This is a genomic window from Streptomyces sp. SCL15-4, from assembly GCF_033366695.1.
Taxonomy (GTDB): Bacteria; Actinomycetota; Actinomycetes; order Streptomycetales; family Streptomycetaceae; genus Streptomyces.
On sequence record NZ_JAOBTQ010000001.1, the window covers coordinates 5,562,698 to 5,588,306 of the forward strand.

Here is a 25,609-nt window from a genome sequence, read left to right on the forward strand (position 1 = left end):
GGAATTCCTTTGCGCCAGGTGGAGCTGCCCGTACGAGCGGTGTACGAGTCGGTCCAGTGAATCCGAGGCGAACAGAATCGGGAACCTCCGAATCCGTATCGTTACCTATGGTTCCCTTGAGGATCTATGGCATGTCTCACACGTTTCCGGGCCGTCGGGCCGCCGAGACCCTGGGGCTGCTGCCCCGGTACGGGCGTGTCACACTCGTTGCATGCGCGTGTATCTCGGCTCCGACCATGCGGGCTACGAACTCAAGAATCACCTCGTCGAGTGGCTGAAGGCCGCCGGCCACGAGCCCGTCGACTGCGGGCCGCACATCTACGACGCCCAGGACGACTATCCGCCCTTCTGCCTGCGTGCCGCGGAGCGGACGGCCGCGGACGCCGACGCCCTCGGCATCGTGATCGGCGGTTCCGGCAACGGCGAGCAGATCGCCGCGAACAAGGTCAAGGGCGTGCGGGCGGCGCTGGCCTGGAGCGAGGAGACGGCGGCGCTCGGCCGGCAGCACAACAACGCCAACGTGGTGGCCGTGGGTGCGCGCATGCACAGCACCGAGGAGGCGACCAAGTTCGTCGAGGTCTTCCTCGCCACCCCGTTCTCCGGGGACGAGCGGCACGAGCGGCGGATCGAGATGCTGGCGCGGTACGAGACGACGGGCGACCTGCCGCCGATCCCGGCCCACCACCCGCAGAGCTGACCCGACCTGGTCCGGCCCGGCTACGGCCCCCGGACCGGGGCCTCGCCCGTCCGCCCGTCCGTCTCGGCCGGCGGGCAGTCCCTCGGACTCCCGGTTTCGTCCGCCCGCTGTCCGTCTCGGCCTTGCCGCCGGCCATGTGCCGGCAGGCCGGACCCTCGGGGGTCCGTCCCGGGGCTCCGGGGTTCGTCCACCCGCTCGTCCGTTCCGGTCGGTACGCCGGGCCCTCGGGGGTTCCCGGCCCCGGGCCCTCGGGCCTTGTCCGCGCGCCCGTCCGTCTCGGCCGGCCGGTGAGGCCAGGCCCTCGGAGGGGCTCCGCCCCGGGCTCCGGTTCATCCGCCCGCCGGACTCGGTCCGGCCGGAAGGCCGGGACGCCTCCGGACCGACCCGCCCGATGCCCTCCGCCTCCCGGCCCGGGAGCCGCGCCGGACCCCCGCCCCTCGGGCTACGCAGGAAAGGACACCCCGCCGTGCCGGAAGGGCACACCATTCATCGGCTGGCCGAGGACTACGCCGGGCGCTTCCTCGGTACGGCACCCCGCGTCACCAGCCCCCAGGGCAAGTTCTCCGACGCCGCCGCCCTGCTGGACCGTACCGAGCTGACCGCCACCGAGGCCCACGGAAAGCACCTCTTCCTCGGGTTCCGCGGCACCGACTGGGTCCACATCCACCTCGGCCTCTTCGGCAAGGTCGGCTTCGGCGGCACCCCCGCGCCCCCGCCGACGGACACCGTCCGCCTCCGCCTGGCGAACGACACCTCGTACGTGGACCTCCGCGGCCCCACCACCTGCGCCCTGATCACGCCCGCCGAGAAGCGGGCGGTCCACGACCGGCTCGGCCCCGACCCGCTGCGCGCGGACGCCGACCCGGCCGCCGCGTACCGGAGGATCTCCCGCAGCCGTACGACGATCGCCGCGCTGCTCATGGACCAGAAGATCGTCGCCGGCGTCGGCAACGTCTACCGCGCGGAGGTCCTGTTCCGGCACGGCATCGACCCCTATCGCGCCGGCCGCGACATCAGCCCGGCCGAGTGGGACGCGATCTGGGCCGACCTGGCCGGGCTGATGCGCGAGGGCGTGCGGAACAACCGGATCGACACCGTCCGTCCCGAGCACACGCCGGAGGCGATGGGCCGCCCGCCCCGCGTGGACGACCACGGCGGCGAGGTGTACGTCTACCGCCGCGCCGCCATGGCCTGCCACGTCTGCGGCGACGAGATCCGCACCGCGGGCCTCGCCGCCCGCAACCTCTTCTGGTGCCCCACCTGCCAGCAGACCTGAGCCGACGGCTGGAAGACGGCCGGCGGCCGACTAGAAACCGTGCGGCAGCCAGGGGGCCACCGGGGAGCCGAACGCCACCGACGCCTCCGCCAGCGCCCCGGGCCTCAGCTCCCGTACCCGCCCGGCCGCCGCCAGCGACAGCAGGGACACCCCGCCGAGGTAGGCCGCGCCCAGCTCCCGTACGGACAGGGCGACGTCCGCCGCATCGGCCGTACGCTCGCAGGACGCCCCCTTCGCGTCACCCGACAGCCGCCAGCGTCCCGCGTTCCAGGGGCAGAAGGCGTCCTCCACCTCGAACACGACGTCCACCGGCGCCTGGTAGGTCCGCGCCGACAGCGCCGCGCCGACGTCCACCAGCCGGACGTAGGCGTCGTCGCGCAGCCGCGGATCGCAGCGGCGGATGTCGGAGACCAGATACCGCAGGGCGTCGTCCACCGGGCGCGACGGCACCGACAGCGTCGTCATCAGGTCGATGCCGAACAGGAAACGCCAGAGCGCGGCCTCGGTCGCCGGGTCCAGCCCGGCCAGGTCGCCGAGTCGTACCGTGCCGGCGGGCGCGCCGCCCGCGTCCCAGGAACCCTTGGTGTGGAAGCGCGCGTATCCGGTGATCTCGCCGTCCCGCTCGGCGACCACGCACTGCAACGGCGGCCCGCCGTCCCGGTGGCGCTCCGGGTCGACCAGGGCGACCCGCTCCCAGTGCGGCTGCCGGGCCAGCATGCCGGGCCGGCGCGGGACCAGGGCCGCGTACACCGCCTCGCAGGCGTCCAGCACCTCCGCCGGCGCCGCGGACCGCACCCGCACCTCGTCGGTGCCGGCGGGCAGCGCCAGGGTCACCCGGCTGGTGTCGATCTCGGCGCTGATCCGGAAGGTGGCGGCGCCGTATCCGAAGCGGCCGTAGATGCCCGGCTCGGACGCGGTCAGCATCGCCACCGGCTCGCGCCGCGCGTGGAAGTCGTCCAGCTGCCGCCGCATCATCGAGGTCAGCACCCCGCGCCGCCGGTGGGTGGCCGCGACGCTCACCATCGTCACCCCGGCCGTGGCGACCGAGGCCCCGCCCGGCACGGTCAGCCGGAAGCTGAACGCTCCCGCCGTCCCGACGAGCGCGTCCCCGTCCCAGGCGGCGAGAGAGCGGTCGAACTCCGTCGCCGCCCGCTCCACCTCGCGTTCCTCGCCCGAGGTCGGAGCCGCGCCGAAGGCCCGGTACAAGGCGTCGTACCACCGGTCCCACTCGTCCTCGCGCAGCACCCTCAACTCGGTTCCGTGAACAGTCGCCATGGGCCATGCCTATCAGCGCACCGGAGGGCGGGCCAGCGAATTTCGTCCCGGCGCGGGCGCCGCGCGGCCCGGCGTGCGCGCGGCGAAGCGGAATCCCGCACGGGGGACAAGTGGGACCTCCCGTGCCAAGCGGCCGGTCCGCTGGATAGGGTCCCGAACTGATGGCAGCAGGACGACAGCGGCGCGCGAAGGCCGAGACGTTCACGGCCCGGTGCAAGATGCGGTGGCACCGGGCCCGGGTCGGCCTGCGCAAAAGCGCCGTGGACTACTTCCGCGGCGACGGCTCCGACTGGATCGCCTTCGCCGGACTGCTGCTGACCGTCCCGCTCCTCGCCGCCATGACCCTGTTCGACCCGGTGTGGTGCTCCCCGGCCGGCCTGGTGCTGCCGATCGTGGCCGGCGGTCTGCTGCTGCGCCCGGCGAGCCTGCTCGGGCTGTACGCGGCGGCGGCCACCGCGCTGATCGTGGAGTCGGTGCGGCTCGGCCCGTACACCGAGGGCCCCTCCCGGGTCACGCCCGGCGTGGTCCTGGTGGTCGCCGCGTGCGGCTTCTTCGGGCTGCTGACCGCGCAGTTCCGCAGCCGGGTCGGCGTGCCGTGGCGGCGCGGCGGCACCATGCTGTTCGACCTGCGCGAGCGGATCCGGGTGCAGAGCAAGCTGCCGAAGCTGCCCAGGGGCTGGCACCACGAGATGGCGCTGCGGCCGGCCGGCGGCCAGTCCTTCTCCGGTGACTTCGTCGTCGCGGCCCGAACGAACGGCGGGCGGACGCTGGAGGTCGTCCTCACCGACGTCTCCGGCAAGGGCATGGACGCCGGTTCGCGCGCCCTGCTGCTGTCCGGCGCCTTCGGCGGCCTCCTCGGCTCGCTGCCCCCGCACGCCTTCCTCCCGGCCGCCAACGGCTATCTGCTCCGCCAGGACTGGGACGAGGGCTTCGCCACCTCCATCCACCTGGTCCTCGACCTGGACTCCGGGGACTACGAGCTGTACTCCGCGGGCCATCCGCCGGGGCTCCAGCTGAGCGCGGGCAGCGGACGCTGGGAGGAGAAGGCGGCCGAGGGCCCGCTGCTCGGTGTGTACGACGGCGCCCAGTTCGACCCCGTGAAGGGCTCGCTGCGCCCCGGGGACGTGTTGATGCTGTTCACAGACGGTCTGGTGGAAACCGCCGAGCGGGACATCGTGGAGGGCATCGACCGGCTCACCGGTGAGGCCGACCGCTATGTGCCGGGCGGCTTCCACGGCGCCGCCTGGCACCTCATCGAAGCGGTCGCCAAGGACGTCAACGACGACCGGGCCCTGCTGCTGATCTGCCGCGAGTCCGCCACCGCCCGCTGAGCCCGCCTCTGCCACCGCCGGGGACACTGAGGGCATGCCGCCTCTCACCCTCGCCGAGATCGAGACCCTCGCCCGCGCCGCCCACGACGGTCAGACCGACAAGGCCGGACGGCCGTACGCCGAGCACCTGGCGGCCGTGGCCGACGGCGTACGGGCCCGGGGCGGCGACCCGGAACAGATCGCGGCGGCCTGGCTGCACGACGCCGTCGAGGACGCCGCGCTGAGCGAACAGTGGCTGGAGACGGCCGCCCTCACCGCGCGGACCAAGGCCATCGTGCGGGCCCTCACCAAGCGGCCGGGAGAGCCGCCGCAGGCGTACGCCGCCCGCGTCCTCGCCACCCCGGGCGCGCTGCTGGTGAAGGAGGCCGACCTCGCGCACAACGCCGACCCGCGGCGCCTCGCCGTCCTCGCCGAGCCGGTGCGGACCCGGCTGACCGCGAAGTACGCCCGGATGCGCGCACTCCTCGGCCTGGAACCGTGACGGTGGGCGCGGCCGGCTAGACGCCGGCCTTCTCCGGCACCCGCTGCGAGCCGCGGCTGCGGCCGCGGGCCTGCTCGACCGCGTCCTGCCGGAACGCCCACTCCATCGCCGGCTCCATCGCGAAGCGGAAGACGCGCCGCACCGGCCGGGTGCACAGCGCCGTGACGGCGGCCGCGGCGAGCACGGTCACCAGGATCTCGCCGAGCGGGCGGTGCAGCCAGGGATGGTCGAACCAGCCGCGGTAGTCGCCGAGCTTCACCAGGAAGCCGTGCAGCAGATAGCCGTAGAGCGTGCCCGCGCCGAGCGCGGTGAACCACGTCGTCCGGCGCGGCACCCAGGCGAAGAAGCAGGACGTCAGCAGCAGCGAGCAGCCCATCATCGCGAGCGTCATCACCGGGCCGCACCACCAGGGCGCGCCCAGCTCCTGCGCCGAGTCGCGGTGGTAGAACCACCCGGTGTTCATGCGCGGCACCGCCCACCAGCCGACCGCCAGCGCCGCCGCGAACACCGGCACCGAGACGATCCGCACCCAGCGGCGGCGCACCAGCCCGAAGTGCTCGGGCTTCATGCACAGGCCGAGCACGAAGTACGGCAGGAACTGCAGGACGCGCTGGAGATCGAGGTCGTCGCCGATGTCCGGGCTGACGGTCGCGAGCATCGCGATGCCGATGGCCAGCGGCAGCGGATGACGCACCAGTTTCCACAGGGGGGTGGTCAGCCGCCAGACGAACAACGCGACCAGGAACCAGGTCAGATACCAGGGATCGAGGAGGCTGATGTCCTCGTGCGAGCCGGTGAGGAGGCTTTTGAAGAGTGGATACGCCGTCTCGAACAGGACGTACGGGACGACGACACCGGTGACCAGCCGCTTCAGCCGGTCCGGGCGCATGTCGAAATTACGTGAGAAGAAGCCGGAGATGATGATGAACGCCGGCATGTGGAAGGCGTACACGACGGTGTAGGCGCTCTCCAGGATCCGGCTGTCGCCTTTCAGCGGCTCCCATGAGTGACCCATCGCGACGAGCACGATGGCCAGGTACTTGGCGTTGTCGAAGAACGCGTCGCGCTGCCGGCCGGGTCTGCCCGGCGCCGCCTGCCGCTCCGGCCGCTCGCGCGTGCCCGACGGGGGACGCGGAGTGGGCACTCCGTCCGCCGGCGGCTGTGCCGGGGGGAGCGGGCTGCGGTTCTGGCCGGGGGACGAGGCGGCGTCAAACATCTCAGGCACCCTAGCGTCGTCTGCTGGATTTCGTAAAACTCCCGCAGTCATTCCTGGTTATCCGGTCCGAGTACCCGCTTATTCGCCGGACTTGCCGCTCCGGTGCGCGTGATGCGGCGCACAGAAAGGTCGTTGGTTCACCCTCGATGTCCCGATTCATCCCGACTAATTGGGGCATATATCACCGCTGTGCCCTCAATTTGAATTACCTGAGCACGAGATGTGTGGGCCCGGAAACGAAGTCGGGTAATTCCGTGGCGAGTCGCGCGCGGATGCCTGATCGAATTACTGTGCGGAGGATCGCCCGCGACGGGCGGCGGCGTCCGACGATTCGTCATCGGCCGCATACGCGGGCCGGGTTGGTGGCACGATGCTTCTGGCGGGGGTGCGCGGGCCGTACCTCCGGGCCGGGAGCGGACCGACCGAGGGTGTGATCAGTGTGGCCATTTCACTGTCTGTGGTGCTGCTGTTGGCGATCATCCTGGTGATCCTGATCCGAGGGGGGAACCTCAAGGCCGGCCCCGCCGTCGCCGCGATCCTCTTCGGCTTCTTCCTGGCCTCGACCGGCATGGCCCCGTCGATCCAGCGCTTCCTGGACTCGATAGCGGACTCGATCAACTCGATCAGATTCTGACCCGCCGCGGCCCCACCCGCCCACGGGCGACCGGATGCCACACCCGCCGGCCGCCCGGGCGCGCGAGGGGGCCGGGCGGGACTACTCGTAGATCCGGGCGGCGGTCAGCGCGCGGGCGAAGAACGTCCAGTCGCCCGCGGCCGGCAGCTCGTGCCCGAAGTTCCGGTACCAGCCGTCGGACCCGTCGACCCAGGCTTCGAGGGCCCCGAGGAAGTCGTCCAGCGTCGGGTTCTCCCACTGCGCGCCGTTGGCCTCGTAGTCCGCGCGGAGACGCGCGAGGAAGGCGACGAAGGCCTCCCGGTCGGCGATGTGGTCGCCGGGCGCCAAGGGGCTTGTCATGGCCGCGATCCTACGGAGAAACGGCCGGGGCCGGGCGGAGGAGTGGTCCTCCGCCCGGCCCCGGGCCGGTCGGAGCGGGCGACGGGAATCGAACCCGCGTAGCTAGTTTGGAAGACTAGGGCTCTACCATTGAGCTACGCCCGCAATGCCGCGCCGCACGTCCGTGACCGCGGCACTGGAGGCATCGTAGCGGGTCGCCCGCCGCCGAGGCCAACGGCTTCGGCCAGGACGGCCGCGCGGGGTGCGGCGGCCCCGGAGACGGAGCCGCGCCGGGCGACGGCTCACCCGTACGGCCCCCGCCCGGCACCCCGCGTGTCGGCCCGGGAAATCCGGCCGACGCGACCGGTCGGGGCATGTACCCTACGTGTCGCACACCAGACGGGGTGTGGCGCAGCTTGGTAGCGCGTCCGCTTTGGGAGCGGAAGGCCGTGGGTTCAAATCCCGCCACCCCGACCACCTGCACACGACGTCGTGAAGATCGCCTTTTGGGGCGCCGACCGGCTGCGGTTACTATGCAAGCTGCGCGCCCGTGTGTCCTGGCCCTCACGGCCTACGTACTCGTCCGGGCGGCGAATCCGCCGGACCTGTCTGGCTCCGGCAGAAACCAAGAAGTCAGCCACAAGGAGACCGAACCGTGAAGAGCGCCGTGGAGACCCTGAACCCGACCCGGGTTCGGCTCACTGTCGAGGTGCCCTTCGAGGAGCTCAAGGACAGCCTCGACGCGGCGTACAAGAAGATCAACCAGCAGGTCACGGTGAAGGGCTTCCGTAAGGGCAAGATCCCCGCCCGCGTGATCGACCAGCGGTTCGGCCGCGGTGCGGTGCTGGAGGAGGCCGTCAACGACGCGCTGCCGAAGTTCTACACCGAGGCGGTCAACGAGGCCGAGCTGAACCCGCTCGGCCAGCCCGACGTCGACATCACGGAGCTGAAGGACGGCGAGACGCTGAACTTCACCGCCGAGGTCGACATCCGCCCGGCCCTGGAGATCCCGGACTACTCCGGTATCGAGGTCGAGGTCGACGCCGTCGAGGTCACCGACGAGGACGTCGAGAAGTCGGTCGAGCAGCTCCGCGAGCGCTTCGCCTCCACCACCCCGGTCGAGCGCGCGGCCGAGGACGGCGACGTCGTCACGATCGACCTGGAGGCCAAGGTCGACGGCGAGGTCCTGGAGGACGGCATCGCCAACGGCGTGTCGTACACCATCGGCTCCGGTGAGCTGCTGGAGGGCATCGACGACGCCGTGAAGGGCCTGGAGGCCGGTGGCGAGGCCACCTTCACCTCCGAGCTGAAGGGCGGCTCGGCCGCCGGCAAGGAGGCCGAGGTCACCGTCAAGGTCACCCAGGTCGCCAAGCGCGAACTGCCCGAGCTGGACGACGAGTTCGCGCAGCTCGCCTCCGAGTTCGACACCCTCGAGGAGCTGAAGGCGGACAGCCGCAAGCGCCTCGCCAACATGAAGCAGTTCGACCAGGCCACGCAGGCCCAGGAGCGCGTCCTGGAGAAGCTGCTGGAGCTGGTGGAGGTCCCCGTCCCCGAGAAGCTGCTCGAGGACGAGATCAACACCCGCAAGCACAACCTGGAGCACCACCAGCTCGGCCAGATGGGCCTGACCCTCGACAAGTACCTGGAGATCCAGGGCAAGACCGCCGAGGAGTTCGAGACCGAGACCCGCGAGGCCGCGGTCAAGGGCATCAAGACCCAGTTCGTCCTGGACGAGCTGGTCAAGAAGGAGCAGCTGAACGTCAACCAGGAGGAGCTGACCGAGCACCTCATGCGGCGCGCCGCCTCCTCCGGCATGTCCCCCGACCAGTTCGCCCAGGCCGTCGTCGAGGGCGGCCAGGTTCCGCTCCTGGTCGGCGAGGTCGCCCGCGGCAAGGCCCTGGCCGTCGTGGTCGAGGCCGCCACGGTGAAGGACACCAACGGCGAGATCGTCGACCTGGACGACGAGGAGGAGGAGACCGAGGCCGCGGCCGAGGCTTCCGCCGACTCCGCCGAGGAGAACACCGAGGGCTGAGCAGCCCCGCGGCGCCTGTGAGGCGCGCACAGCGGGCCCCGGGGACTGTCCCCGGGGCCCGTTCGCGTACCGGGGGCCGCGGCCGGCCCCGGCGGCGCGGTGACCTGCGCGGCAGGCCGCGAAGCGCCCGCGGCCCGACGACGGCCGCACCGCTTGCCGCGCACCGCGCCCGGCGTCCGGCGCGGTCCCGCGCGCTACGCCCCCGGCGAACACCCCCATCTCCGGGATTCCCCGACGGAGCCTGAGCGTTAGGGTCCATGAATACGGGGGCAGGGGAGTCTCCTGACACCCCCCGCCAAGCCTCCGGCAGGACGACGTGAGACGGCCCGGCGCCGTCGTAAGACGAGCAGGTGGATACGTGACGAATCTGATGCCCTCCGCCGCCGGCGAGCCTTCCATCGGTGGTGGCCTCGGCGACCAGGTCTACAACCGGCTGCTCAACGAGCGGATCATCTTCCTCGGCCAGCAGGTCGACGACGACATCGCCAACAAGATCACGGCGCAGCTGCTGCTCCTTGCCGCCGATCCGGACAAGGACATCTACCTCTACATCAACAGCCCCGGCGGCTCGGTGACGGCCGGTATGGCGATCTACGACACCATGCAGTACATCCCGAACGACGTGGTCACCATCGCGATGGGCATGGCGGCCTCGATGGGCCAGTTCCTGCTCACCGGCGGCGCCGCCGGCAAGCGCTTCGCGCTGCCGCACGCGGACATCATGATGCACCAGGGCTCCGCCGGCCTCGGCGGCACGGTCTCGGACATCAAGATCCAGGCCGAGTACCTGATGCGCACCAAGAAGCGCATGTCGGAGCTGACCGCGCTCCACTCCGGCCAGACGGTCGAGACGATCATCCGCGACGGCGACCGCGACCGCTGGTTCACCCCGGAAGAGGCCAAGGAGTACGGTCTCATTGACGAGATCATCACGCACGCCTCGGGTGTTCCGGGCGGCGGCGGCACCGGCGCCTGACCGGCCCGGCCACGCCACGCACCGCCGAGACCGAAGCCCCCAGAACGCCACCAGGACGGTGAACACCCCATGAGCAACTTCCCCGGCGCCGCCAGCGGCATGTACGAGGGCCCCCGGCCCGACAGCCGCTACGTCATCCCGCGCTTCGTCGAGCGCACCTCCCAGGGCATCCGCGAGTACGACCCGTACGCGAAGCTCTTCGAGGAGCGCGTGATCTTCCTGGGCGTCCAGATCGACGACGCCTCCGCCAACGACGTCATGGCGCAGCTGCTGTGCCTGGAGTCGATGGACCCCGACCGGGACATCTCGATCTACATCAACAGCCCCGGCGGCGACATGACCGCCCTGACGGCGATCTACGACACGATGCAGTTCGTGAAGCCCGACATCCAGACGGTCTGCATGGGCCAGGCGGCCTCCGCCGCGGCCATCCTGCTGGCCGCCGGCACGCCCGGCAAGCGCATGGCGCTGCCGAACTCCCGCGTGCTGATCCACCAGCCGGCGGGCTCCACCGGCCGCGGTCAGCTCTCCGACCTGGAGATCATCGCCAACGAGTTCACCCGGATGCGCGAGCAGCTGGAGAACATGCTGGCCAAGCACTCCAACCGGCCGCTCGAGAAGGTCCGCGAGGACATCGAGCGCGACAAGATCCTCACGGCCGAGGAGGCGCTGGAGTACGGCCTCGTCGACCAGATCATCTCCACCCGCAAGCTGAACAACGACGCTGTCCGCTGACGCGGAACGCGGCACCTCGAGCCCCCCTTGGCGCGGTGCACGGCAAAGTGAACCCTGCCAAGGGGGGCCCGAACACCGGGCCCGGCAAGGTACCGTCGGACATAAGGCAGCACCAGGAGTCGCTGGACGCATAACGTCCAGGCGTCTCCCAGGCGAAGGGGAAGCACACCGTGGCACGCATCGGTGACGGCGGCGATCTGCTCAAGTGCTCGTTCTGCGGCAAGAGCCAGAAGCAGGTCAAGAAGCTCATCGCAGGGCCCGGTGTGTACATCTGCGACGAGTGCATCGATCTCTGCAACGAGATCATCGAGGAAGAACTCGCGGAGACCAGCGAGGTGCGCTGGGAGGAACTGCCCAAGCCGCGCGAGATCTACGAGTTCCTCGAGGGCTATGTGGTCGGCCAGGAGGCCGCCAAGAAGGCGCTCTCCGTCGCGGTGTACAACCACTACAAGCGGGTCCAGGCGGGTGAGAACGGCGGCGCGAGCGGCCGGGACGACGCGATCGAGCTGGCGAAGTCCAACATCCTGCTGCTCGGCCCCACCGGCTCCGGCAAGACCCTGCTCGCGCAGACCCTGGCGCGCATGCTGAACGTCCCGTTCGCGATCGCGGACGCCACCGCGCTGACCGAGGCGGGCTACGTCGGCGAGGACGTCGAGAACATCCTGCTGAAGCTGATCCAGGCGGCGGACTACGACGTCAAGAAGGCCGAGACCGGGATCATCTACATCGACGAGATCGACAAGGTCGCCCGCAAGAGCGAGAACCCGTCGATCACCCGGGACGTCAGCGGCGAGGGCGTGCAGCAGGCGCTGCTGAAGATCCTGGAAGGGACGACGGCCTCGGTCCCGCCGCAGGGCGGCCGCAAACACCCGCACCAGGAGTTCATCCAGATCGACACGACGAACGTGCTGTTCATCGTGGGCGGTGCCTTCTCGGGCCTGGAGAAGATCATCGAGGCGCGGGCCGGCGCCAAGGGCATCGGCTTCGGCGCCACGATCCTGTCCAAGCGGGAGCTGGAGGCCAAGGACGTCTTCGAGGACGTCATGCCGGAGGACCTGGTCAAGTTCGGCATGATCCCCGAGTTCATCGGCCGTCTGCCCGTGATCACGTCCGTGCACAACCTGGACCGCGAGGCGCTGCTGAAGATCCTGGTCGAGCCCCGCAACGCCCTGGTCAAGCAGTACCAGCGCCTGTTCGAACTGGACGGGGTGGAGCTGGACTTCGAGCGCGAGGCGCTGGAGGCCATCGCCGACCAGGCCATCCTCCGCCAGACCGGCGCCCGCGGCCTGCGCGCCATCATGGAGGAGGTCCTCCAGGGCGTGATGTACGAGGTCCCGTCCCGCAAGGACGTGGCCCGCGTGGTCATCACCGCCGACGTGGTCCTCTCCAACGTCAACCCCACCCTCATCCCGCGCGACGCCCGCGGCCGGGGCCCGGGGGAGCAGAAGACGGCGTAACCGCCGGCCGCAGACGCGAAGAAGGGCCCCGGTCGGCCGACCGGGGCCCTTCGCCGTCTTCGTCGTCGCGGAAGGCGTCAGGCCTTGACGCGGACCTCACCGCGGAACTTGGCGACGAGTTCCGCGTCGGTCGCCAAGTCGCCGCTCCGGCCCGCCGCGAGGTTGGCGATGTCCATCGGCATGACCAGGCCGAGGGTGCTGTGGTCGCCCCAGATGCAGATGCTCATCGTCACGTTCTTCGGCCCGCCGCTGCTCGTGCCGGTGGGCGCGCTGGCCTGCTGGCACTTGAGGACCGCGCCGTCGAGCCCGGCCGGCGTGTACGCCTTCGGCTCGCCGTTCAGGGTGACCTCGCTGTCCTTCTCCTCCGTGGCCTTGGTCTTCATGTAGGCGAACATCGCGTCGACGGCCTTCTCGGGGTCGTCGATCGTGCCGTACACACCGCCGAACTGGATCATCTTCTGGCTCAGCGGGTTGTCGGCGTCACCGGACTCGTACTTCGCGCTGACGTCCTTCGGATCGTGCACGCCCCACTTCTCGGCGTCCTTCAGATCCTCCTGGGTCATCATGTCGCCGCCGCCGTCCTTCTTCTTGTACTCGGTCAGCACCGTCGCCGGCGTCGTCAGCTTGTGCGGACCGTCGTCCGCCACGCCGCCGCCGCTGCCGCCGAGCACGAAGTACGCGCCGACCGCCAGCGCGGCCACCACGGCCACCGCGCCGATGATCAGTCCGGTCTTCTTCTTCCCGCCGGCCGGCTGCGGCGGCTGCGGCGGCACGCCGTAGGGCTGCTGGCCGTAGGGGCCGGGCTGCTGGCCGTACGGCCCCGGCTGCGGGGGCGTGCCCTGCGGAGCGCCCTGCTGCGGGTAGCCGTACCCCGGCTGCGGAGCCGGAGGGGCCTGCTGGGGGTAGCCGTAGCCGGGCTGGGGAGCCTGCGGCTGCTGGCCGTAGGGGCCCGGCTGGCCGTACGGCCCAGGCTGCCCCGGCTGGCCGTACGGACCCGGCTGCTGGGGCGGCTGGCCGTACGGGCCCGGCTGGTTGTTGCTCATTCCTGGGTTCCCCTCCAGAAGCTTATGTGTTCCTGACATCCTGGCCCAGGCCCGGGAAACGCACGGCACCGGGGGCCGCACCGTTACAGAACAAACGCGTTTCGGGACCACCCCGTGACACCTCTAAACTGGCCCCCGTGACCGACAACGCTCAGCAGCAGCCCTCCGCGCCCGACACCGAACTGCCGACCCAGTACGCGCCGGCCGATGTAGAGGGGCCGTTGTACGAGCGCTGGGTGGAGCGGGGCTACTTCGAGGCGGACGCGAAGAGCGACAAGCCGCCGTACACCATCGTCATCCCGCCGCCGAACGTCACGGGCAGCCTCCACCTCGGGCACGCCTTCGAGCACACCCTGATCGACGCGCTCACCCGCCGCAAGCGCATGCAGGGCCACGAGACGCTGTGGCAGCCCGGCATGGACCACGCCGGCATCGCCACGCAGAACGTCGTCGAGCGCGAGCTGGGCAAGGAGGGCAAGTCCCGGCACGACCTGGGCCGCGAGGCCTTCGTCGAGCGGGTCTGGCAGTGGAAGGCCGAGTCCGGCGGCCAGATCTCCGGCCAGATGCGCCGCCTCGGCGACGGCGTCGCCTGGTCCCGCGAGCGCTTCACCATGGACGAGGGCCTGTCCCAGGCCGTCCAGACCATCTTCAAGAAGCTCTACGACGACGAGCTGATCTACCGCGCCGAGCGCATCATCAACTGGTGCCCCCGCTGCCTCACCGCCATCTCGGACATCGAGGTCGAGTACCAGGACGACGACGGCGAGCTGGTCTCCATGCGCTACGGCGACGGTGATGACTCCATCGTCGTCGCCACCACCCGCGCCGAGACGATGCTCGGTGACACCGCCGTCGCCGTCCACCCCGACGACGAGCGCTACCGGCACCTCGTCGGCAAGCTCATCAGGCTCCCGCTGACCGACCGCTCGATCCCGGTCGTCGCCGACACCCACGTCGACCCCGAGTTCGGCACGGGCGCCGTCAAGGTCACCCCGGCCCACGACCCGAACGACTTCGAGATCGGCCAGCGCCACGACCTGCCGTCCATCACCGTGATGGACGAGCACGCCGTCATCACCGTCCACGGCCCCTTCCAGGGCATGGACCGGCTGGAGGCCCGCTCCGCGATCGTCGCCGCGCTGCGCGCCGAGGGCCGGATCGTCGCCGAGAAGCGGCCCTACGTCCACTCCGTCGGCCACTGCTCGCGCTGCAAGACCACCATCGAGCCGCGTCTCTCGATGCAGTGGTGGGTCAAGGTCGGCCCGCTGGCCAAGGCCGCCGGCGACGCCGTGCGCGAGGGCAAGGTCAAGATCCACCCGCAGGAGATGGAGAAGCGGTACTTCGACTGGGTCGACAACCTCCACGACTGGTGCATCTCGCGCCAGCTGTGGTGGGGCCACCGCATCCCGGTCTGGTACGGCCCGAACGGCGAGGTCGTCTGCGTCGGCCCCGACGAGGAGCCGCCGGCCGGCGAGGGCTGGCACCAGGACACCGACGTCCTCGACACCTGGTTCTCCTCCGGCCTGTGGCCGTTCTCCACCCTCGGCTGGCCCGAGCGGACCGAGTCGCTCGCGAAGTTCTACCCGAACTCCGTCCTGGTCACCGGCTACGACATCCTCTTCTTCTGGGTCGCCCGGATGATGATGTTCGGCCTGTACGCGATGGACGGCACCCCGCCGTTCCACACCATCGCCCTGCACGGCATGGTCCGCGACCAGTTCGGCAAGAAGATGTCGAAGTCCTTCGGCAACGCGGTCAACCCGCTGGACTGGATGGACAAGTACGGCTCCGACGCCCTGCGCTTCACCCTGGCCCGCGGCGCCAACCCGGGCGTCGACGTGCCGATCGGCGAGGACTGGGTCCAGGGCTCCCGCAACTTCGCCAACAAGATCTGGAACGCGACCCGCTTCGCGCTCATGAACGGCGCGACCGTCCAGGGCCCGCTGCCGGAGCCGGCGCGGATGTCCGCGACCGACCGCTGGATCCTCTCCCGCCTGAACTCGGTGGTCGCCGAGGTCGACGCGTACTACGACGACTTCCAGTTCGCCAAGCTCTCCGACGCCCTCTTCCACTTCGCCTGGGACGAGGTCTTCGACTGGTACGTGGAGCTGTCCAAGACCGTCTTCCAGGCGGGCGGCGAACCGGCCGAGGTCTCCAAGCGCGTCCTCGGCGAGGTCCTCGACGTCACCCTGAGGCTCCTCCACCCGGTCGTCCCGTTCGTCACGGAGACCCTGTGGACCACGCTGACCGGCGGCGAGTCGGTCGTGATCGCCGACTGGCCGGCCGACAGCGGCTTCCGTGACGCGGCGGCCGAGCAGGAGATCTCCACCCTCCAGTCGGTCATCACCGAGGTCCGCCGCTTCCGCGCCGACCAGGGCCTCCAGCCCGGCCAGCGGGTCCCGGCCCGTCTGATCCTCGACGGCACGGCCCTCGCCCCGCACGAGGCGGCCATCCGCCAGCTGCTGCGGCTCCAGCCCGAGGGCGAGTCCTTCACGGCGACGGCGACCCTGCCGGTGGCGGGCGCCCAGGTCGCGCTCGACCTCTCGGGCACGATCGACGTCGCCGCGGAACGCAAGCGCCTGGCGAAGGACCTCGCGGCGGCCCAGAAGGAGCGCCAGCAGGCCGAGGCCAAGCTCGGCAACGAGACCTTCCTCGCCAAGGCCCCGGACCACGTCGTGGACAAGATCCGCACCCGCCTCGCCAAGGCGGACGAGGACATCGCCCGCATCACCGCCCAGCTGGAGAGGCTGCCGCAGGCGTAGTGCCCCCGCGAGAGCCCCCGGTGCCGGAGCGCACCGGGGGCTCTCGCGTGCTCGTCACGGGCGCGGGGCACCGCGCGACAAGCCACGACGCAGCCGCGGCCCGCCGAGGAGACGAGCACGCCCGTACCGGCGTCGCGAAGCCACCGCGTCCTTTGCCGTGCCGCCTCCGTAGACTGGGCCTCGTGAGCGACCCGAACGGTACCGAGCAGCCCGACCCCCTCGACAGCTTCGACGAGATCATCGAGGCCGAGACCACCCGCGACCCCGACCTCGCGGTCATCGAGGCCGGCAGCCGCACCCTGCGTACCCAGGGCGGCGCACCCGAGGCCGACGTCCCCGCGCGCCCGGAGGACCCGGAGGTGGACAAGGCGCTGCGCGAGGTCGAGGCGGAGCTGGCCACCCGCTGGGGCGAGACCAAGCTGGAGCCCTCGGTCGGCAGGATCGCCGCGCTGATGGACGTCCTCGGCGAGCCCCAGCGCTCGTACCCCTCGATCCACATCACGGGCACCAACGGCAAGACCTCCACCGCCCGCATGATCGAGGCCCTGCTCGGCGCCTTCGAACTGCGCACCGGCCGCTACACCAGCCCGCACGTGCAGTCGATCACCGAGCGGATCAGCCTGGACGGCGCCCCGATCTCCGCCGAGCGGTTCGTGGAGACGTACCAGGACGTCAAGCCGTACGTCGAGATGGTCGACGGACAGCAGGAGTACCGGCTCTCCTTCTTCGAGGTCCTCACCGGCATGGCGTACGCCGCCTTCGCGGACGCCCCCGTGGACGTCGCCGTGGTCGAGGTCGGCATGGGCGGCTCCTGGGACGCCACGAACGTCATCGACGCCGACGTGGCCGTGGTGACCCCCATCTCCCTCGACCACACCGACCGGCTCGGCGGGACGCCCGCGGAGATCGCCGGCGAGAAGAGCGGCATCATCAAGCAGGACGCGACCGTGATCCTGGCCCAGCAGCCGGTGGACGCGGCGCAGGTGCTGCTGAAGAAGGCCGTCGACGTGGACGCCACGGTCGCCCGCGAGGGCCTGGAGTTCGGCGTCGTCGCCCGGCAGGTCGCCGTCGGCGGGCAGCTGCTCACCCTGCGCGGCCTCGGCGGCGAGTACCCGGAGGTGTACCTGCCGCTGCACGGCGGCCACCAGGCGCACAACGCGGCCGTGGCGCTCGCCGCCGTGGAGGCGTTCTTCGGCGTCGGCGCGCAGCGCGCGGAGCCGCTGGACATCGACACCGTCCGCAAGGCGTTCGCGGCCGTCTCCTCCCCGGGCCGCCTGGAGGTCGTACGGCGCTCTCCGACGGTCGTGCTGGACGCCGCGCACAACCCGGCGGGCGCCGAGGCCACCGCGGAGGCGGTGCGGGAGGCGTTCGACTTCAGCCGGCTGATCGGGGTCGTGGGCGCGAGCGGCGACAAGGACGTGCGCGGGCTGCTGGAGGCCTTCGAGCCGATCTTCGCCGAGATCGTCGTCACCCAGAACTCCAGCCACCGCGCCATGGACGCGGACGAGCTGGCCGCGATCGCCGTCGAGGTGTTCGGCGACGAGCGGGTGCAGGTCGAGCCGCGGCTGCCGGACGCCCTGGAGGCCGCGATCACGCTGGCCGAGGAGGAGGGCGAGTTCGCCGGCGGCGGCGTGCTGGTCACCGGTTCCGTCATCACGGTCGGCGAGGCCCGGCTGCTGCTGGGGAAGGGCTGAGGACGATGCGTACGCTCTGTGCGTCGACCCTGATCGGCGAGTTCTTCGTGATCGGCTTCGCCGGGCTGGTCGCCATGAAGGACCCGGACCTGGCCACGTCGACGGTATGGCTGGTCAGCGGCATCGCCATGCTGCTGTGCGTGCTGCTGTGCGGCATGGTGACCCGGCCCGGCGGGGTGGCCCTCGGCTGGGCCCTGCAGATCGCCCTGATCGCCTCCGGTGTGTTCGTGCCGACCATGTACTTCATGGGCGCGGTCTTCGCGGCGCTGTGGTGGGCATCGGTGCACTTCGGGAGGAAGGTGGACGAGGCGAAGGCCCGCTTCGCGGCGCAGTCGCAGGCCTCCTCCTCCCCGGTTGACGCTGCGTGACGGACGCCTCGGCACGCCCTGTAACCTCGTGCCACCGCACCCGTAAGTCGTGTAAGGAGCCCTTCGTGAGCCAGCGCACCCTTGTCCTCCTCAAGCCCGACGCCGTCCGTCGTGGGCTGACCGGTGAGATCATCGGCCGTATCGAGCGCAAGGCCGGCTGGCAGATCACCGCCCTGGAGCAGCGCACCCTGGACCGCGCCACGCTGGAGCAGCACTACGCCGAGCACGTGGGCAAGCCGTTCTACGAGCCGCTGGTGGAGTTCATGTCCTCCGGGCCGGTCGTCGCGCTGATCGTGGAGGGCGAGCGGGTGATCGAGGGCGTGCGTCAGCTGGCGGGCCCGACCGACCCGATCGCCGCCGCGCCCGGCTCGATCCGCGGTGACTTCGGCGTGATCGTCCGCGAGAACCTGATCCACGCCTCGGACTCGGAGGAGTCCGCCGAGCGCGAGGTGAAGATCTTCTTCCCGGGTCGCGCGTAGGACCGGCGGCGGTCCGCGCGGAAGGTCCGGGCCCGGTCCCGGACCTTTTCCGCACTTCTCCGCGCACACCGCCACACGGTCCGCGCATTTGAGGGAACGCGCGCCCCCGAACGCCCGTCTCCACAAGCGGGGCGGCACGCCATCTGGTGACAATGGCGGAGACCCTCGCGCAGTGTTCGTGCAGGCGCGTTTACGATGGAAGCCTTCACGTCACAGCACCCGCCTCGCCGACCTGACATGCCTTCAAAAGCGCAGGGAGGCCAGATGAATCCGGATGGGGAACTCAATGTCGTTCATCGGCCGTGACATGGCTGTCGACCTCGGGACCGCCAACACGCTGGTGTACGTCAGGGGTCGCGGGATCGTACTGAACGAACCGTCCGTCGTGGCGATCAACACCAACACGGGCGGGATCCTCGCGGTCGGTGCCGAAGCGAAGAAGATGATCGGCCGGACGCCGGGCAACATCGTGGCCGTGCGCCCGCTGAAGGACGGCGTGATCGCCGACTTCGAGATCACCGAGCGGATGCTCCGCTACTTCATCCTGAAGATCCACAAGCGGCGGTACCTGGCCCGGCCGCGGGTCGTGGTCTGTGTGCCCTCGGGCATCACGGGCGTCGAGCGCCGTGCGGTCATCGAGGCGTCCTCGCAGGCCGGCGCCCGCCAGGTGCACATCATCGAGGAGCCCATGGCCGCCGCCATCGGCTCGGGCCTGCCGGTGCACGAGGCCACGGGCAACATGGTGGTGGACATCGGCGGCGGCACCACGGAGGTCGCGGTCATCTCGCTCGGCGGCATCGTCACCGCCCAGTCCATCCGGGTCGCGGGGGACGAGCTGGACAACGCGATCATCCAGTACATCAAGAAGGAGTACAGCCTGCTGCTGGGCGAGCGCACCGCCGAGCAGATCAAGATCACGATCGGTTCGGCGTACGAGCTGGAAACCGACGAGCACACCGAGGTCCGCGGCCGGGACCTGGTGTCCGGGCTGCCGAAGACCGTCGTCATCTCGGCGGCCGAGGTCCGCAAGGCGATCGAGGAGCCGGTCAACGCGATCGTGGACGCGGTCAAGACCACCCTCGACAAGTGCCCGCCGGAGCTTTCCGGCGACATCATGGACCGGGGAATCGTTCTGACCGGCGGCGGAGCGCTGCTGCGCGGACTGGACGAGCGGCTGCGGCGGGAGACCGGCATGCCGATCCACATCGCCGAGGACCCGCTGGACAGCGTCGCGCTCGGTTCCGGTAAGTGCGTCGAGGAGTTCGAGGCGCTGCAGCAGGTGCTGGACGCCCAGCCGCGCAGATGAGGCAACTCCTCCATTCCGCCGTACGAGACGTTCTCCTCTCGTGCGGCGGATCGTTGATATAGAGGCATAGGCTCCACCAATTGGGCCTCGTCGGTTTGCGCCGCACCATTCGCGCTTTTCCCGGGGCCCGTCGAATTCCTACTTGAGGAAGGGCACGGCCGCCGCACGTGAGGGACACGAAAGAGAGCCGGCTGCTCCTGGTCCTGCTGGTCGCCATCGCGTTCGCGCTGATCACGGTGGACATCCGCGGAGGGCGGAACTCCCCGGTCGACGGTGCCCGGCATGCCGCCGCCGCGGCGTTCGGCCCGGTCGAGGACGGCTTGTCCGGCGCGGTCGACCCGGTCGGCGACGCCGTCGCGGCCGTCCGGGACTCGGGCAGCCGGCACGACCGGCTCGCCGCGCTGGAGAAGGAGAACGCGGCCCTCAAGGCCAAGCTCGGCAGCGACGACCGCAACCGCAGCCGCCTCAAGCAGCTCGACAAGCTGATGAAGATCGCCGGCGAGGGGCAGTACGCCATCAAGGGCGCCGAGGTCATCGCCATCGGGTCGGCGCAGGGCTTCTCCTGGACCATCACCATCGACGTCGGCGCCGACGACGGCATCAAGCGGGACATGACGGTCCTCAACGGCGACGGGCTCGTCGGCCGGGTCACCACCGTCGGTCCCGGCACGGCCACCGTGCTGCTCGCCAACGACCCGGACTTCACCGTCGGCACCCGCATGGAGGGCAGCGACGAACTCGGCTTCGCCTCCGGCCAGGGCGACCGGCCGCTGCGCGTGGAACTGCTCAACGGCAAGGCGGAGGTGAAAAAGGGCGACCGGCTCGTCACCTTCGGCTCGCAGTCCGACAAGCCGTTCGTGCCCGGCGTCCCGGTCGGCGTGGTCTCCCGCGTGGACCCCTCCGGCGGCGGCCTGACCCGGACCCTGTCCGTCACGCCGTACGTCGGCTTCACCAAGCTCGACATCGTCGGCGTGGTCGTGCAGGGCCCGAAGAAGGACCCGCGGGACACCGTGCTCCCGGTCAAGCCGAAGCCGGTGCCGACGCCGACGGTCACCGTCACCGTCAACCCGTCGGCCGGCGCCACCGCCCCGAACACCGACAACACCGACAACACCGACACCGCCAGCGACGAGCAGCAGTAGGAGCCGAATCCCATGCGTGTCAACCGGATCCTGCTCTCCAGCGTGCTGGTCGTGGTGGCCCTGGTGATCCAGGTCAGTGTCCTGGCCCGGCTGCACCTGCCGGGCGCGGTGCCCGACCTGCTGCTGCTCACCGTCCTCGGCCTGGCGATGGTCTACGGCCATGTCGGCGGCGCCCTCGTGGGCTTCGGCGCCGGCCTGCTCGCCGACCTGGCCCCGCCCGCCGACCACGCGGCCGGCCGCTACGCCCTCGTGCTGTGCGTCACCGGCTACTTCGCCGGGCTGATCCGGCCCGAGAACGGCCGGCTGAAGTCGGCGACCGGGCCGATGGCCGTCGTGGTCGCCGCCGCCATCGGCTCCACCCTGCTCTACGCCGGGGTGGGCGCCCTGGTCGGCGACACCGCCGCCCGCCATGTCGGCCTGCCCGGGCTGCTGTTCTCCGCCGCCCTGTACGACCTGCTGCTCGGCCCGTTCGTGGTGCCCGGCGTGATGTGGCTGGCCCGCCGCGCCGACAACGACCCGCTCACCGAGACCGGCCCCGCCGCCAAGGCCGGCGACATCTCCGCCGGCTGGCTCTCCTCCGGCACGGGTCTGCGCGTCGGCGGCCAGCGCGGCGGCATCGGCGCGCTGAAGGCCAAGGCCCGCACCCGGTCCGCGCGGGCCGGCCGCATCAAGGGGGTCAAGCGGCTGTGACCGGCGACGAGTTCGCACCCGGCAGGTTCACTCGAACGGGTCGGCTTTCCTGGAACGCGCGTTCACAGGCCGGTCGTTCATCATGCGTACCGGGGCGGCGGGTCCGCCGCCGGATGCCTCGCACACAGGTGTCACGCACACAGGTGTCACGCACGCACATGTCACGCACAGACGTCCGCGCGCGGACGTCCGCGCACTGAGAGGGGGAGACAGCCGCAGTGACCAACATTCCCGAGACCGGTCGGACCCCGCGGGTCCAGATCCGGCTCGTCGTGATCCAGATCCTCGTCCTCTCCCTCCTCGGCACGCTCGGCGGCCGGCTGTGGTACCTCCAGATCCGCCAGGGCGCGGAGTACCAGAAGGAGGCGTCCGGCAACCACGTCCAGCAGGTCGTCCAGCCCGCCGTGCGCGGAGACATCCTGGACGCCCGCGGAGTGCCCCTCGCGGACAACGAGACCCGGCTGGTGGTCTCCGCCTCGCGCACCGACCTGACCCGGCAGAAGGACGGCGGCAAGGCCGTCCTCGCCAAGCTGGCCGGCGTCCTCGGCATGAGCACCGAGGAGGTCATGCTGAAGGTCCGGCTGTGCGACGCCAAGACGCCCCAGCCCTGCTGGAACGGCTCGCCGTACCAGCCGATCCCCATCACCGACGAGGCCACGCCCAAGCAGGCCCTGCAGATCCGCGAGCGCTCCGAGGACTTCCCCGGCATCACCGCCGAACCCGAGGCCGTCCGGCGCTATCCGGGCCCGGGCAAGTCCAACACCGCCCAGGTCCTCGGCTATCTCTCGCCCGTCACCGACGACGAGATCCAGAAGGCCAAGGACACCGACTCGCCGTTCCTGCGCTCCGACATGGTCGGCCGCTCCGGCCTGGAGCGGACGTACGACAAGGTGCTGCGCGGCAAGGCCGGCGTGACCCGCTACGAGGTCGACAACCTCGGCCGGGTCATCGGCAAGGCCGAGTCGGACGCGGCCCGGCCCGGCGCGAACCTGGTCACCAGCATCGACAGCCGCGTCCAGCGGGTCGCCGAGTACGAGCTGGACAAGGCGATGAAGGCCGCCCGCCAGCAGTACGACAAGATCACCGGCACCAACTACAAGGCCGACTCCGGTGCCGTGGTCGTGATGGAGGCCAAGACCGGCCGGATCGTCGCGATGGCCTCCGCCCCGACCTACGACCCGAACGTCTGGGTCGGCGGCATCTCCGCCAAGGACTACAAGGCCCTCACCGGCAAGGACTCCGACTACCCGCTGCTGAACAGGGCCATACAGGGTCAGGCCGCACCCGGTTCGACCTTCAAGGTGATCTCCACGGCCGCCGCCGTGGAAGCCGGCTACGCCTTCGACGGGCGCTACCCGTGCACCAGTTCCTACTCGGTGGGCAGCCACGTCTTCAAGAACTTCGAGGGCGAGAACTTCGGCCCCATCTCGCTGGGCCGCGCCCTGGAGGTCTCCTGCGACACCGTCTTCTACTACCTGTCCGACAAGGAGTGGAAGAAGGACGGCGGCAGCAACCCCAAGGCCCGGCCGAAGGACTACTTCTACAAGGCCGCCCACCAGTTCGGCCTCGGCAAGGAGACCGGCATCGACCTGCCCAACGAGGTCACCGGCCGCGTCCCCGACCGCCAGTGGAAGGAGGCGTACTGGAAGGCCAACAAGGACGCCTGGTGCAAGTCCGGCAAGAAGGACGGCTCCTACGTCGAGAAGATCGCCTATGAGAACTGCCTCGAAGGCAACAAGATGCGCGAGGGCGACTCGATCAACTACTCCATCGGCCAGGGCGACACACTCGTCACCCCGATCCAGGAGGCCGTGATCTACGGCGCCGTCGCCAACGGCGGCACGATGTACCAGCCGACCATCGGCAAGGCGATCATCGGTCCCGACGGCCAAACCGTGCGGGAGATCAAGCCGAAGAAGCGCGGGAAGCTCCCGGTCAGCCAGGCCACCCTCAAGGGCATGGACGACGCGTTCGCGGGCGTCATCACCCGCGGTACGGCGGCCTGGAAGTTCGGCGGCTGGCCTCAGGACAAGATCCCGCTGCACGCCAAGACCGGTACGGCGGAGGTCTACGGCAAGCAGACCACGTCCTGGCTGGCCACCTATTCCGAGGACTACACGGTGATCATGACGATCGCCCAGGCCGGTACGGGTTCCGGCGCCTCCGGCGAGGCCGTGCGCAACATCTACAGCGCGCTCTACGGCGTCCAGGGCGACGGCTCCGTCGACAGCGGCAAGGCGCTGCTGCCGAAGCCGCTGAAGAGCCTGCCCAAGGTCCGCGCGGACGGCACCATCGCCGCCCCGAAGATCACCGGCGACCCGGCGAAGGACGCCGAGACCGCCCAGAAGAACAACCCCACCAACGGCGACGACCAGCAGCCCGCGGGCGCCACCCCGTCGCCCACGACCGGCAACCGCGACACCCGCAGGCGCCGCGGACAGCGGGCCCGGGGACGCCGGAGGATGCCCTCATGACCGGCACGAACAGCTTCTCCGTCTCCGGATACGGCCCCGAGCGGGCCGGCTGGACCAGGCTCTTCGCCCGCGACTCGCTCACCCGCCGGCTGGACTGGCCGATCCTGCTCGCGGCCACCGCGCTGTCCCTGCTGGGCTCGCTGCTGGTCTACTCGGCGACCCGCAACCGCACCGAGCTGAACCAGGGCGACCCGTACTTCTTCCTGCTGCGGCATCTGATGAACCTGGGCATCGGGATCGCCCTGATGATCGCCACGGTCTGGCTCGGCCACCGCGCCCTGCGCAACGCCGTGCCGGTCCTCTACGGCCTGTCGGTGCTCCTCGCGCTGGTCGTCCTCACCCCGCTCGGGGCGACGATCAACGGCCAGCGCAACTGGCTCGTCATCGGCGGTTTCTCGCTCCAGCCGGCCGAGTTCCTCAAGGTCTCGATCATCCTGGGCATGGCCATGCTGCTGTCGGCGCGGGTGGACGCCGGCGACAAGCCGTTCCCCGACCACCGCACGGTCTTCCAGTCGCTGTGCCTGGCCGCCGTACCGATCATGATCCTGCTGCTCATGCCCGACCTCGGCTCGGTGCTGGCCATGGTGGCGATCATCCTGGGCGTGCTGCTCGCCTCCGGCTCCTCCAACCGCTGGGTGTTCGGCCTGCTCCTCGCCGGTGTGGTCGGCTGTGTCGCCATCTGGCAGCTGCACATCCTGGACGAGTACCAGATCAACCGGTTCGCGGCCTTCGCCAACCCCGACCTCGACCCCTCCGGCGTCGGCTACAACACCAACCAGGCCCGCATCGCCATCGGTTCCGGCGGCCTGACCGGCGCCGGGCTCTTCCACGGCTCGCAGACCACCGGCCAGTTCGTGCCCGAGCAGCAGACGGACTTCGTGTTCACGGTCGCGGGGGAGGAGCTGGGCTTCCTCGGCGCCGGCTTCATCATCTTCCTGCTCGGTCTGCTGCTGTGGCGCGCCTGCCGGATAGCGCGCGACTCGACCGAGCTGTACGGGACGATCGTGGCCGCCGGCATCGTCGCCTGGTTCGCCTTCCAGTCCTTCGAGAACATCGGCATGACCCTCGGCATCATGCCGGTCACCGGCCTGCCCCTGCCGTTCGTGTCGTACGGCGGCTCGTCGATGTTCGCCGTGTGGGTGGCCATCGGACTGCTCCAGTCGATCAAGGTGCAGCGGCCGATGTCGGCGTAGGCCCCGAAGCGGCGGCGCCCCCTGCCGTAT

Annotated in this window: 22 protein-coding genes and 2 tRNA genes; 19 read left to right on the plus strand and 5 right to left on the minus strand. The window is 70.6% G+C overall.

Annotation, left to right across the window (positions count from 1 at the left end; genetic code table 11):
• Positions 1 to 211 precede the first annotated feature (211 nt).
• Positions 212 to 697 (plus strand): ribose-5-phosphate isomerase, encoded by a 486-nt coding sequence (locus SCK26_RS24905; protein WP_318203545.1) that lies wholly within the window; start codon positions 212 to 214, stop codon positions 695 to 697.
• Positions 698 to 1,163: 466 nt separating this feature from the next.
• Positions 1,164 to 1,973, plus strand: coding sequence for an Fpg/Nei family DNA glycosylase (locus tag SCK26_RS24910; RefSeq protein ID WP_318203546.1), 810 nt, complete (start codon positions 1,164 to 1,166; stop codon positions 1,971 to 1,973).
• A gap of 30 nt (positions 1,974 to 2,003) precedes the next feature.
• Here SCK26_RS24910 and SCK26_RS24915 read toward each other — a convergent pair whose 3' ends face one another.
• The gene (locus SCK26_RS24915; RefSeq protein WP_318203547.1) at positions 2,004 to 3,248 is read right to left on the minus strand and encodes a GNAT family N-acetyltransferase; all 1,245 of its coding nucleotides are present in this window, start codon (positions 3,246 to 3,248) and stop codon (positions 2,004 to 2,006) included.
• A 161-nt stretch (positions 3,249 to 3,409) separates the two neighbouring features.
• On the opposite strand from SCK26_RS24915, the gene SCK26_RS24920 reads away from it, so the two are divergent.
• Positions 3,410 to 4,579, plus strand: a complete 1,170-nt coding sequence (locus tag SCK26_RS24920) for a PP2C family protein-serine/threonine phosphatase (protein ID WP_318203548.1) — start codon at positions 3,410 to 3,412, stop codon at positions 4,577 to 4,579.
• A 34-nt stretch (positions 4,580 to 4,613) separates the two neighbouring features.
• On the plus strand, positions 4,614 to 5,060 hold the full coding sequence (locus SCK26_RS24925; RefSeq protein WP_318203549.1) for an HD domain-containing protein: 447 nt from the start codon (positions 4,614 to 4,616) through the stop codon (positions 5,058 to 5,060).
• Positions 5,061 to 5,076: 16 nt separating this feature from the next.
• On the opposite strand, the gene SCK26_RS24930 is transcribed toward SCK26_RS24925, so the two are convergent.
• Positions 5,077 to 6,276 (minus strand): acyltransferase family protein, encoded by a 1,200-nt coding sequence (locus SCK26_RS24930; protein ID WP_318203550.1) that lies wholly within the window; start codon positions 6,274 to 6,276, stop codon positions 5,077 to 5,079.
• Positions 6,277 to 6,715: 439 nt separating this feature from the next.
• On the opposite strand from SCK26_RS24930, the gene SCK26_RS24935 reads away from it, so the two are divergent.
• Entirely contained in the window at positions 6,716 to 6,910 is a 195-nt protein-coding gene (locus SCK26_RS24935; RefSeq protein WP_318203551.1) for a hypothetical protein, read from the plus strand.
• Between the two features lie 81 nt (positions 6,911 to 6,991).
• Here the strand turns inward: SCK26_RS24935 and SCK26_RS24940 are convergent, their stop codons facing one another.
• Entirely contained in the window at positions 6,992 to 7,249 is a 258-nt protein-coding gene (locus SCK26_RS24940) for a hypothetical protein (protein ID WP_318203552.1), read from the minus strand.
• A gap of 73 nt (positions 7,250 to 7,322) precedes the next feature.
• A tRNA-Gly gene (locus tag SCK26_RS24945) sits at positions 7,323 to 7,393 on the minus strand.
• 235 nt (positions 7,394 to 7,628) lie between these two features.
• Between SCK26_RS24945 and SCK26_RS24950 the strand changes: the two genes are divergently transcribed.
• The 5 genes from SCK26_RS24950 (at position 7,629) to clpX (ending at position 12,428) form a co-directional block, all read left to right on the plus strand.
• Positions 7,629 to 7,705: transfer RNA gene (locus SCK26_RS24950), tRNA-Pro, on the plus strand.
• 178 nt (positions 7,706 to 7,883) lie between these two features.
• On the plus strand, positions 7,884 to 9,260 hold the full coding sequence (tig, locus tag SCK26_RS24955; protein WP_318203553.1) for a trigger factor: 1,377 nt from the start codon (positions 7,884 to 7,886) through the stop codon (positions 9,258 to 9,260).
• Positions 9,261 to 9,630: 370 nt separating this feature from the next.
• Entirely contained in the window at positions 9,631 to 10,236 is a 606-nt protein-coding gene (locus SCK26_RS24960) for an ATP-dependent Clp protease proteolytic subunit (protein WP_189984334.1), read from the plus strand.
• Between the two features lie 69 nt (positions 10,237 to 10,305).
• Complete coding sequence (locus tag SCK26_RS24965) at positions 10,306 to 10,971, plus strand: ATP-dependent Clp protease proteolytic subunit (RefSeq protein ID WP_318203554.1); 666 nt, start codon at positions 10,306 to 10,308, stop codon at positions 10,969 to 10,971.
• 170 nt (positions 10,972 to 11,141) lie between these two features.
• Positions 11,142 to 12,428 (plus strand): ATP-dependent Clp protease ATP-binding subunit ClpX, encoded by a 1,287-nt coding sequence (gene clpX, locus SCK26_RS24970; RefSeq protein ID WP_318203555.1) that lies wholly within the window; start codon positions 11,142 to 11,144, stop codon positions 12,426 to 12,428.
• Between the two features lie 77 nt (positions 12,429 to 12,505).
• Here the strand turns inward: clpX and SCK26_RS24975 are convergent, their stop codons facing one another.
• On the minus strand, positions 12,506 to 13,471 hold the full coding sequence (locus tag SCK26_RS24975) for a hypothetical protein (protein ID WP_318203556.1): 966 nt from the start codon (positions 13,469 to 13,471) through the stop codon (positions 12,506 to 12,508).
• A gap of 137 nt (positions 13,472 to 13,608) precedes the next feature.
• Here SCK26_RS24975 and SCK26_RS24980 point away from each other — a divergent pair, with 137 nt between their 5' ends.
• The 9 genes from SCK26_RS24980 (at position 13,609) to rodA (ending at position 25,579) form a co-directional block, all read left to right on the plus strand.
• Entirely contained in the window at positions 13,609 to 16,233 is a 2,625-nt protein-coding gene (locus tag SCK26_RS24980) for a valine--tRNA ligase (RefSeq protein ID WP_318203557.1), read from the plus strand.
• 182 nt (positions 16,234 to 16,415) lie between these two features.
• Positions 16,416 to 17,927, plus strand: coding sequence for a bifunctional tetrahydrofolate synthase/dihydrofolate synthase (folC, locus tag SCK26_RS24985; protein ID WP_318203558.1), 1,512 nt, complete (start codon positions 16,416 to 16,418; stop codon positions 17,925 to 17,927).
• 5 nt (positions 17,928 to 17,932) lie between these two features.
• A complete protein-coding gene (locus tag SCK26_RS24990; RefSeq protein ID WP_318203559.1) occupies positions 17,933 to 18,295 on the plus strand; it encodes a DUF4233 domain-containing protein in 363 nt (120 codons plus the stop codon).
• Positions 18,296 to 18,360: 65 nt separating this feature from the next.
• The gene (ndk, locus tag SCK26_RS24995) at positions 18,361 to 18,774 is read left to right on the plus strand and encodes a nucleoside-diphosphate kinase (RefSeq protein WP_318203560.1); all 414 of its coding nucleotides are present in this window, start codon (positions 18,361 to 18,363) and stop codon (positions 18,772 to 18,774) included.
• 286 nt (positions 18,775 to 19,060) lie between these two features.
• The gene (locus tag SCK26_RS25000; protein ID WP_318206087.1) at positions 19,061 to 20,080 is read left to right on the plus strand and encodes a rod shape-determining protein; all 1,020 of its coding nucleotides are present in this window, start codon (positions 19,061 to 19,063) and stop codon (positions 20,078 to 20,080) included.
• 167 nt (positions 20,081 to 20,247) lie between these two features.
• Positions 20,248 to 21,222: a rod shape-determining protein MreC gene (gene mreC, locus SCK26_RS25005; RefSeq protein WP_318203561.1), complete on the plus strand. Its 975-nt coding sequence runs from the start codon at positions 20,248 to 20,250 to the stop codon at positions 21,220 to 21,222.
• A gap of 12 nt (positions 21,223 to 21,234) precedes the next feature.
• Entirely contained in the window at positions 21,235 to 21,912 is a 678-nt protein-coding gene (gene mreD / locus SCK26_RS25010) for a rod shape-determining protein MreD (RefSeq protein WP_318203562.1), read from the plus strand.
• Positions 21,913 to 22,130: 218 nt separating this feature from the next.
• Positions 22,131 to 24,386: a penicillin-binding protein 2 gene (gene mrdA, locus SCK26_RS25015; RefSeq protein ID WP_318203563.1), complete on the plus strand. Its 2,256-nt coding sequence runs from the start codon at positions 22,131 to 22,133 to the stop codon at positions 24,384 to 24,386.
• Positions 24,383 to 25,579 carry a rod shape-determining protein RodA gene (gene rodA, locus SCK26_RS25020; RefSeq protein WP_318203564.1) on the plus strand — a complete coding sequence of 399 codons (1,197 nt, stop codon included), beginning with the start codon at positions 24,383 to 24,385 and terminating at the stop codon, positions 25,577 to 25,579. The genes mrdA and rodA overlap by 4 nt, the downstream gene beginning before the upstream one ends.
• Positions 25,580 to 25,609 lie beyond the last annotated feature (30 nt).

Excerpts from the sequence above, each read along its gene's own strand:
- SCK26_RS24905 (WP_318203545.1), top strand. The coding sequence starts at position 212 with ATGCGCGTGTATCTCGGCTCCGACCATGCGGGCTACGAACTCAAGAAT.
- SCK26_RS24915 (WP_318203547.1), bottom strand. The coding sequence starts at position 3,248 with ATGGCGACTGTTCACGGAACCGAGTTGAGGGTGCTGCGCGAGGACGAG.
- SCK26_RS24920 (WP_318203548.1), top strand. The coding sequence starts at position 3,410 with ATGGCAGCAGGACGACAGCGGCGCGCGAAGGCCGAGACGTTCACGGCC.
- SCK26_RS24925 (WP_318203549.1), top strand. The coding sequence starts at position 4,614 with ATGCCGCCTCTCACCCTCGCCGAGATCGAGACCCTCGCCCGCGCCGCC.
- SCK26_RS24930 (WP_318203550.1), bottom strand. The coding sequence starts at position 6,276 with ATGTTTGACGCCGCCTCGTCCCCCGGCCAGAACCGCAGCCCGCTCCCC.
- SCK26_RS24940 (WP_318203552.1), bottom strand. The coding sequence starts at position 7,249 with ATGACAAGCCCCTTGGCGCCCGGCGACCACATCGCCGACCGGGAGGCC.
- SCK26_RS24960 (WP_189984334.1), top strand. The coding sequence starts at position 9,631 with ATGCCCTCCGCCGCCGGCGAGCCTTCCATCGGTGGTGGCCTCGGCGAC.
- SCK26_RS24965 (WP_318203554.1), top strand. The coding sequence starts at position 10,306 with ATGAGCAACTTCCCCGGCGCCGCCAGCGGCATGTACGAGGGCCCCCGG.
- SCK26_RS24975 (WP_318203556.1), bottom strand. The coding sequence starts at position 13,471 with ATGAGCAACAACCAGCCGGGCCCGTACGGCCAGCCGCCCCAGCAGCCG.
- SCK26_RS24990 (WP_318203559.1), top strand. The coding sequence starts at position 17,933 with ATGCGTACGCTCTGTGCGTCGACCCTGATCGGCGAGTTCTTCGTGATC.
- SCK26_RS25000 (WP_318206087.1), top strand. The coding sequence starts at position 19,061 with ATGTCGTTCATCGGCCGTGACATGGCTGTCGACCTCGGGACCGCCAAC.
- mreD (WP_318203562.1), top strand. The coding sequence starts at position 21,235 with ATGCGTGTCAACCGGATCCTGCTCTCCAGCGTGCTGGTCGTGGTGGCC.
- rodA (WP_318203564.1), top strand. The coding sequence starts at position 24,383 with ATGACCGGCACGAACAGCTTCTCCGTCTCCGGATACGGCCCCGAGCGG.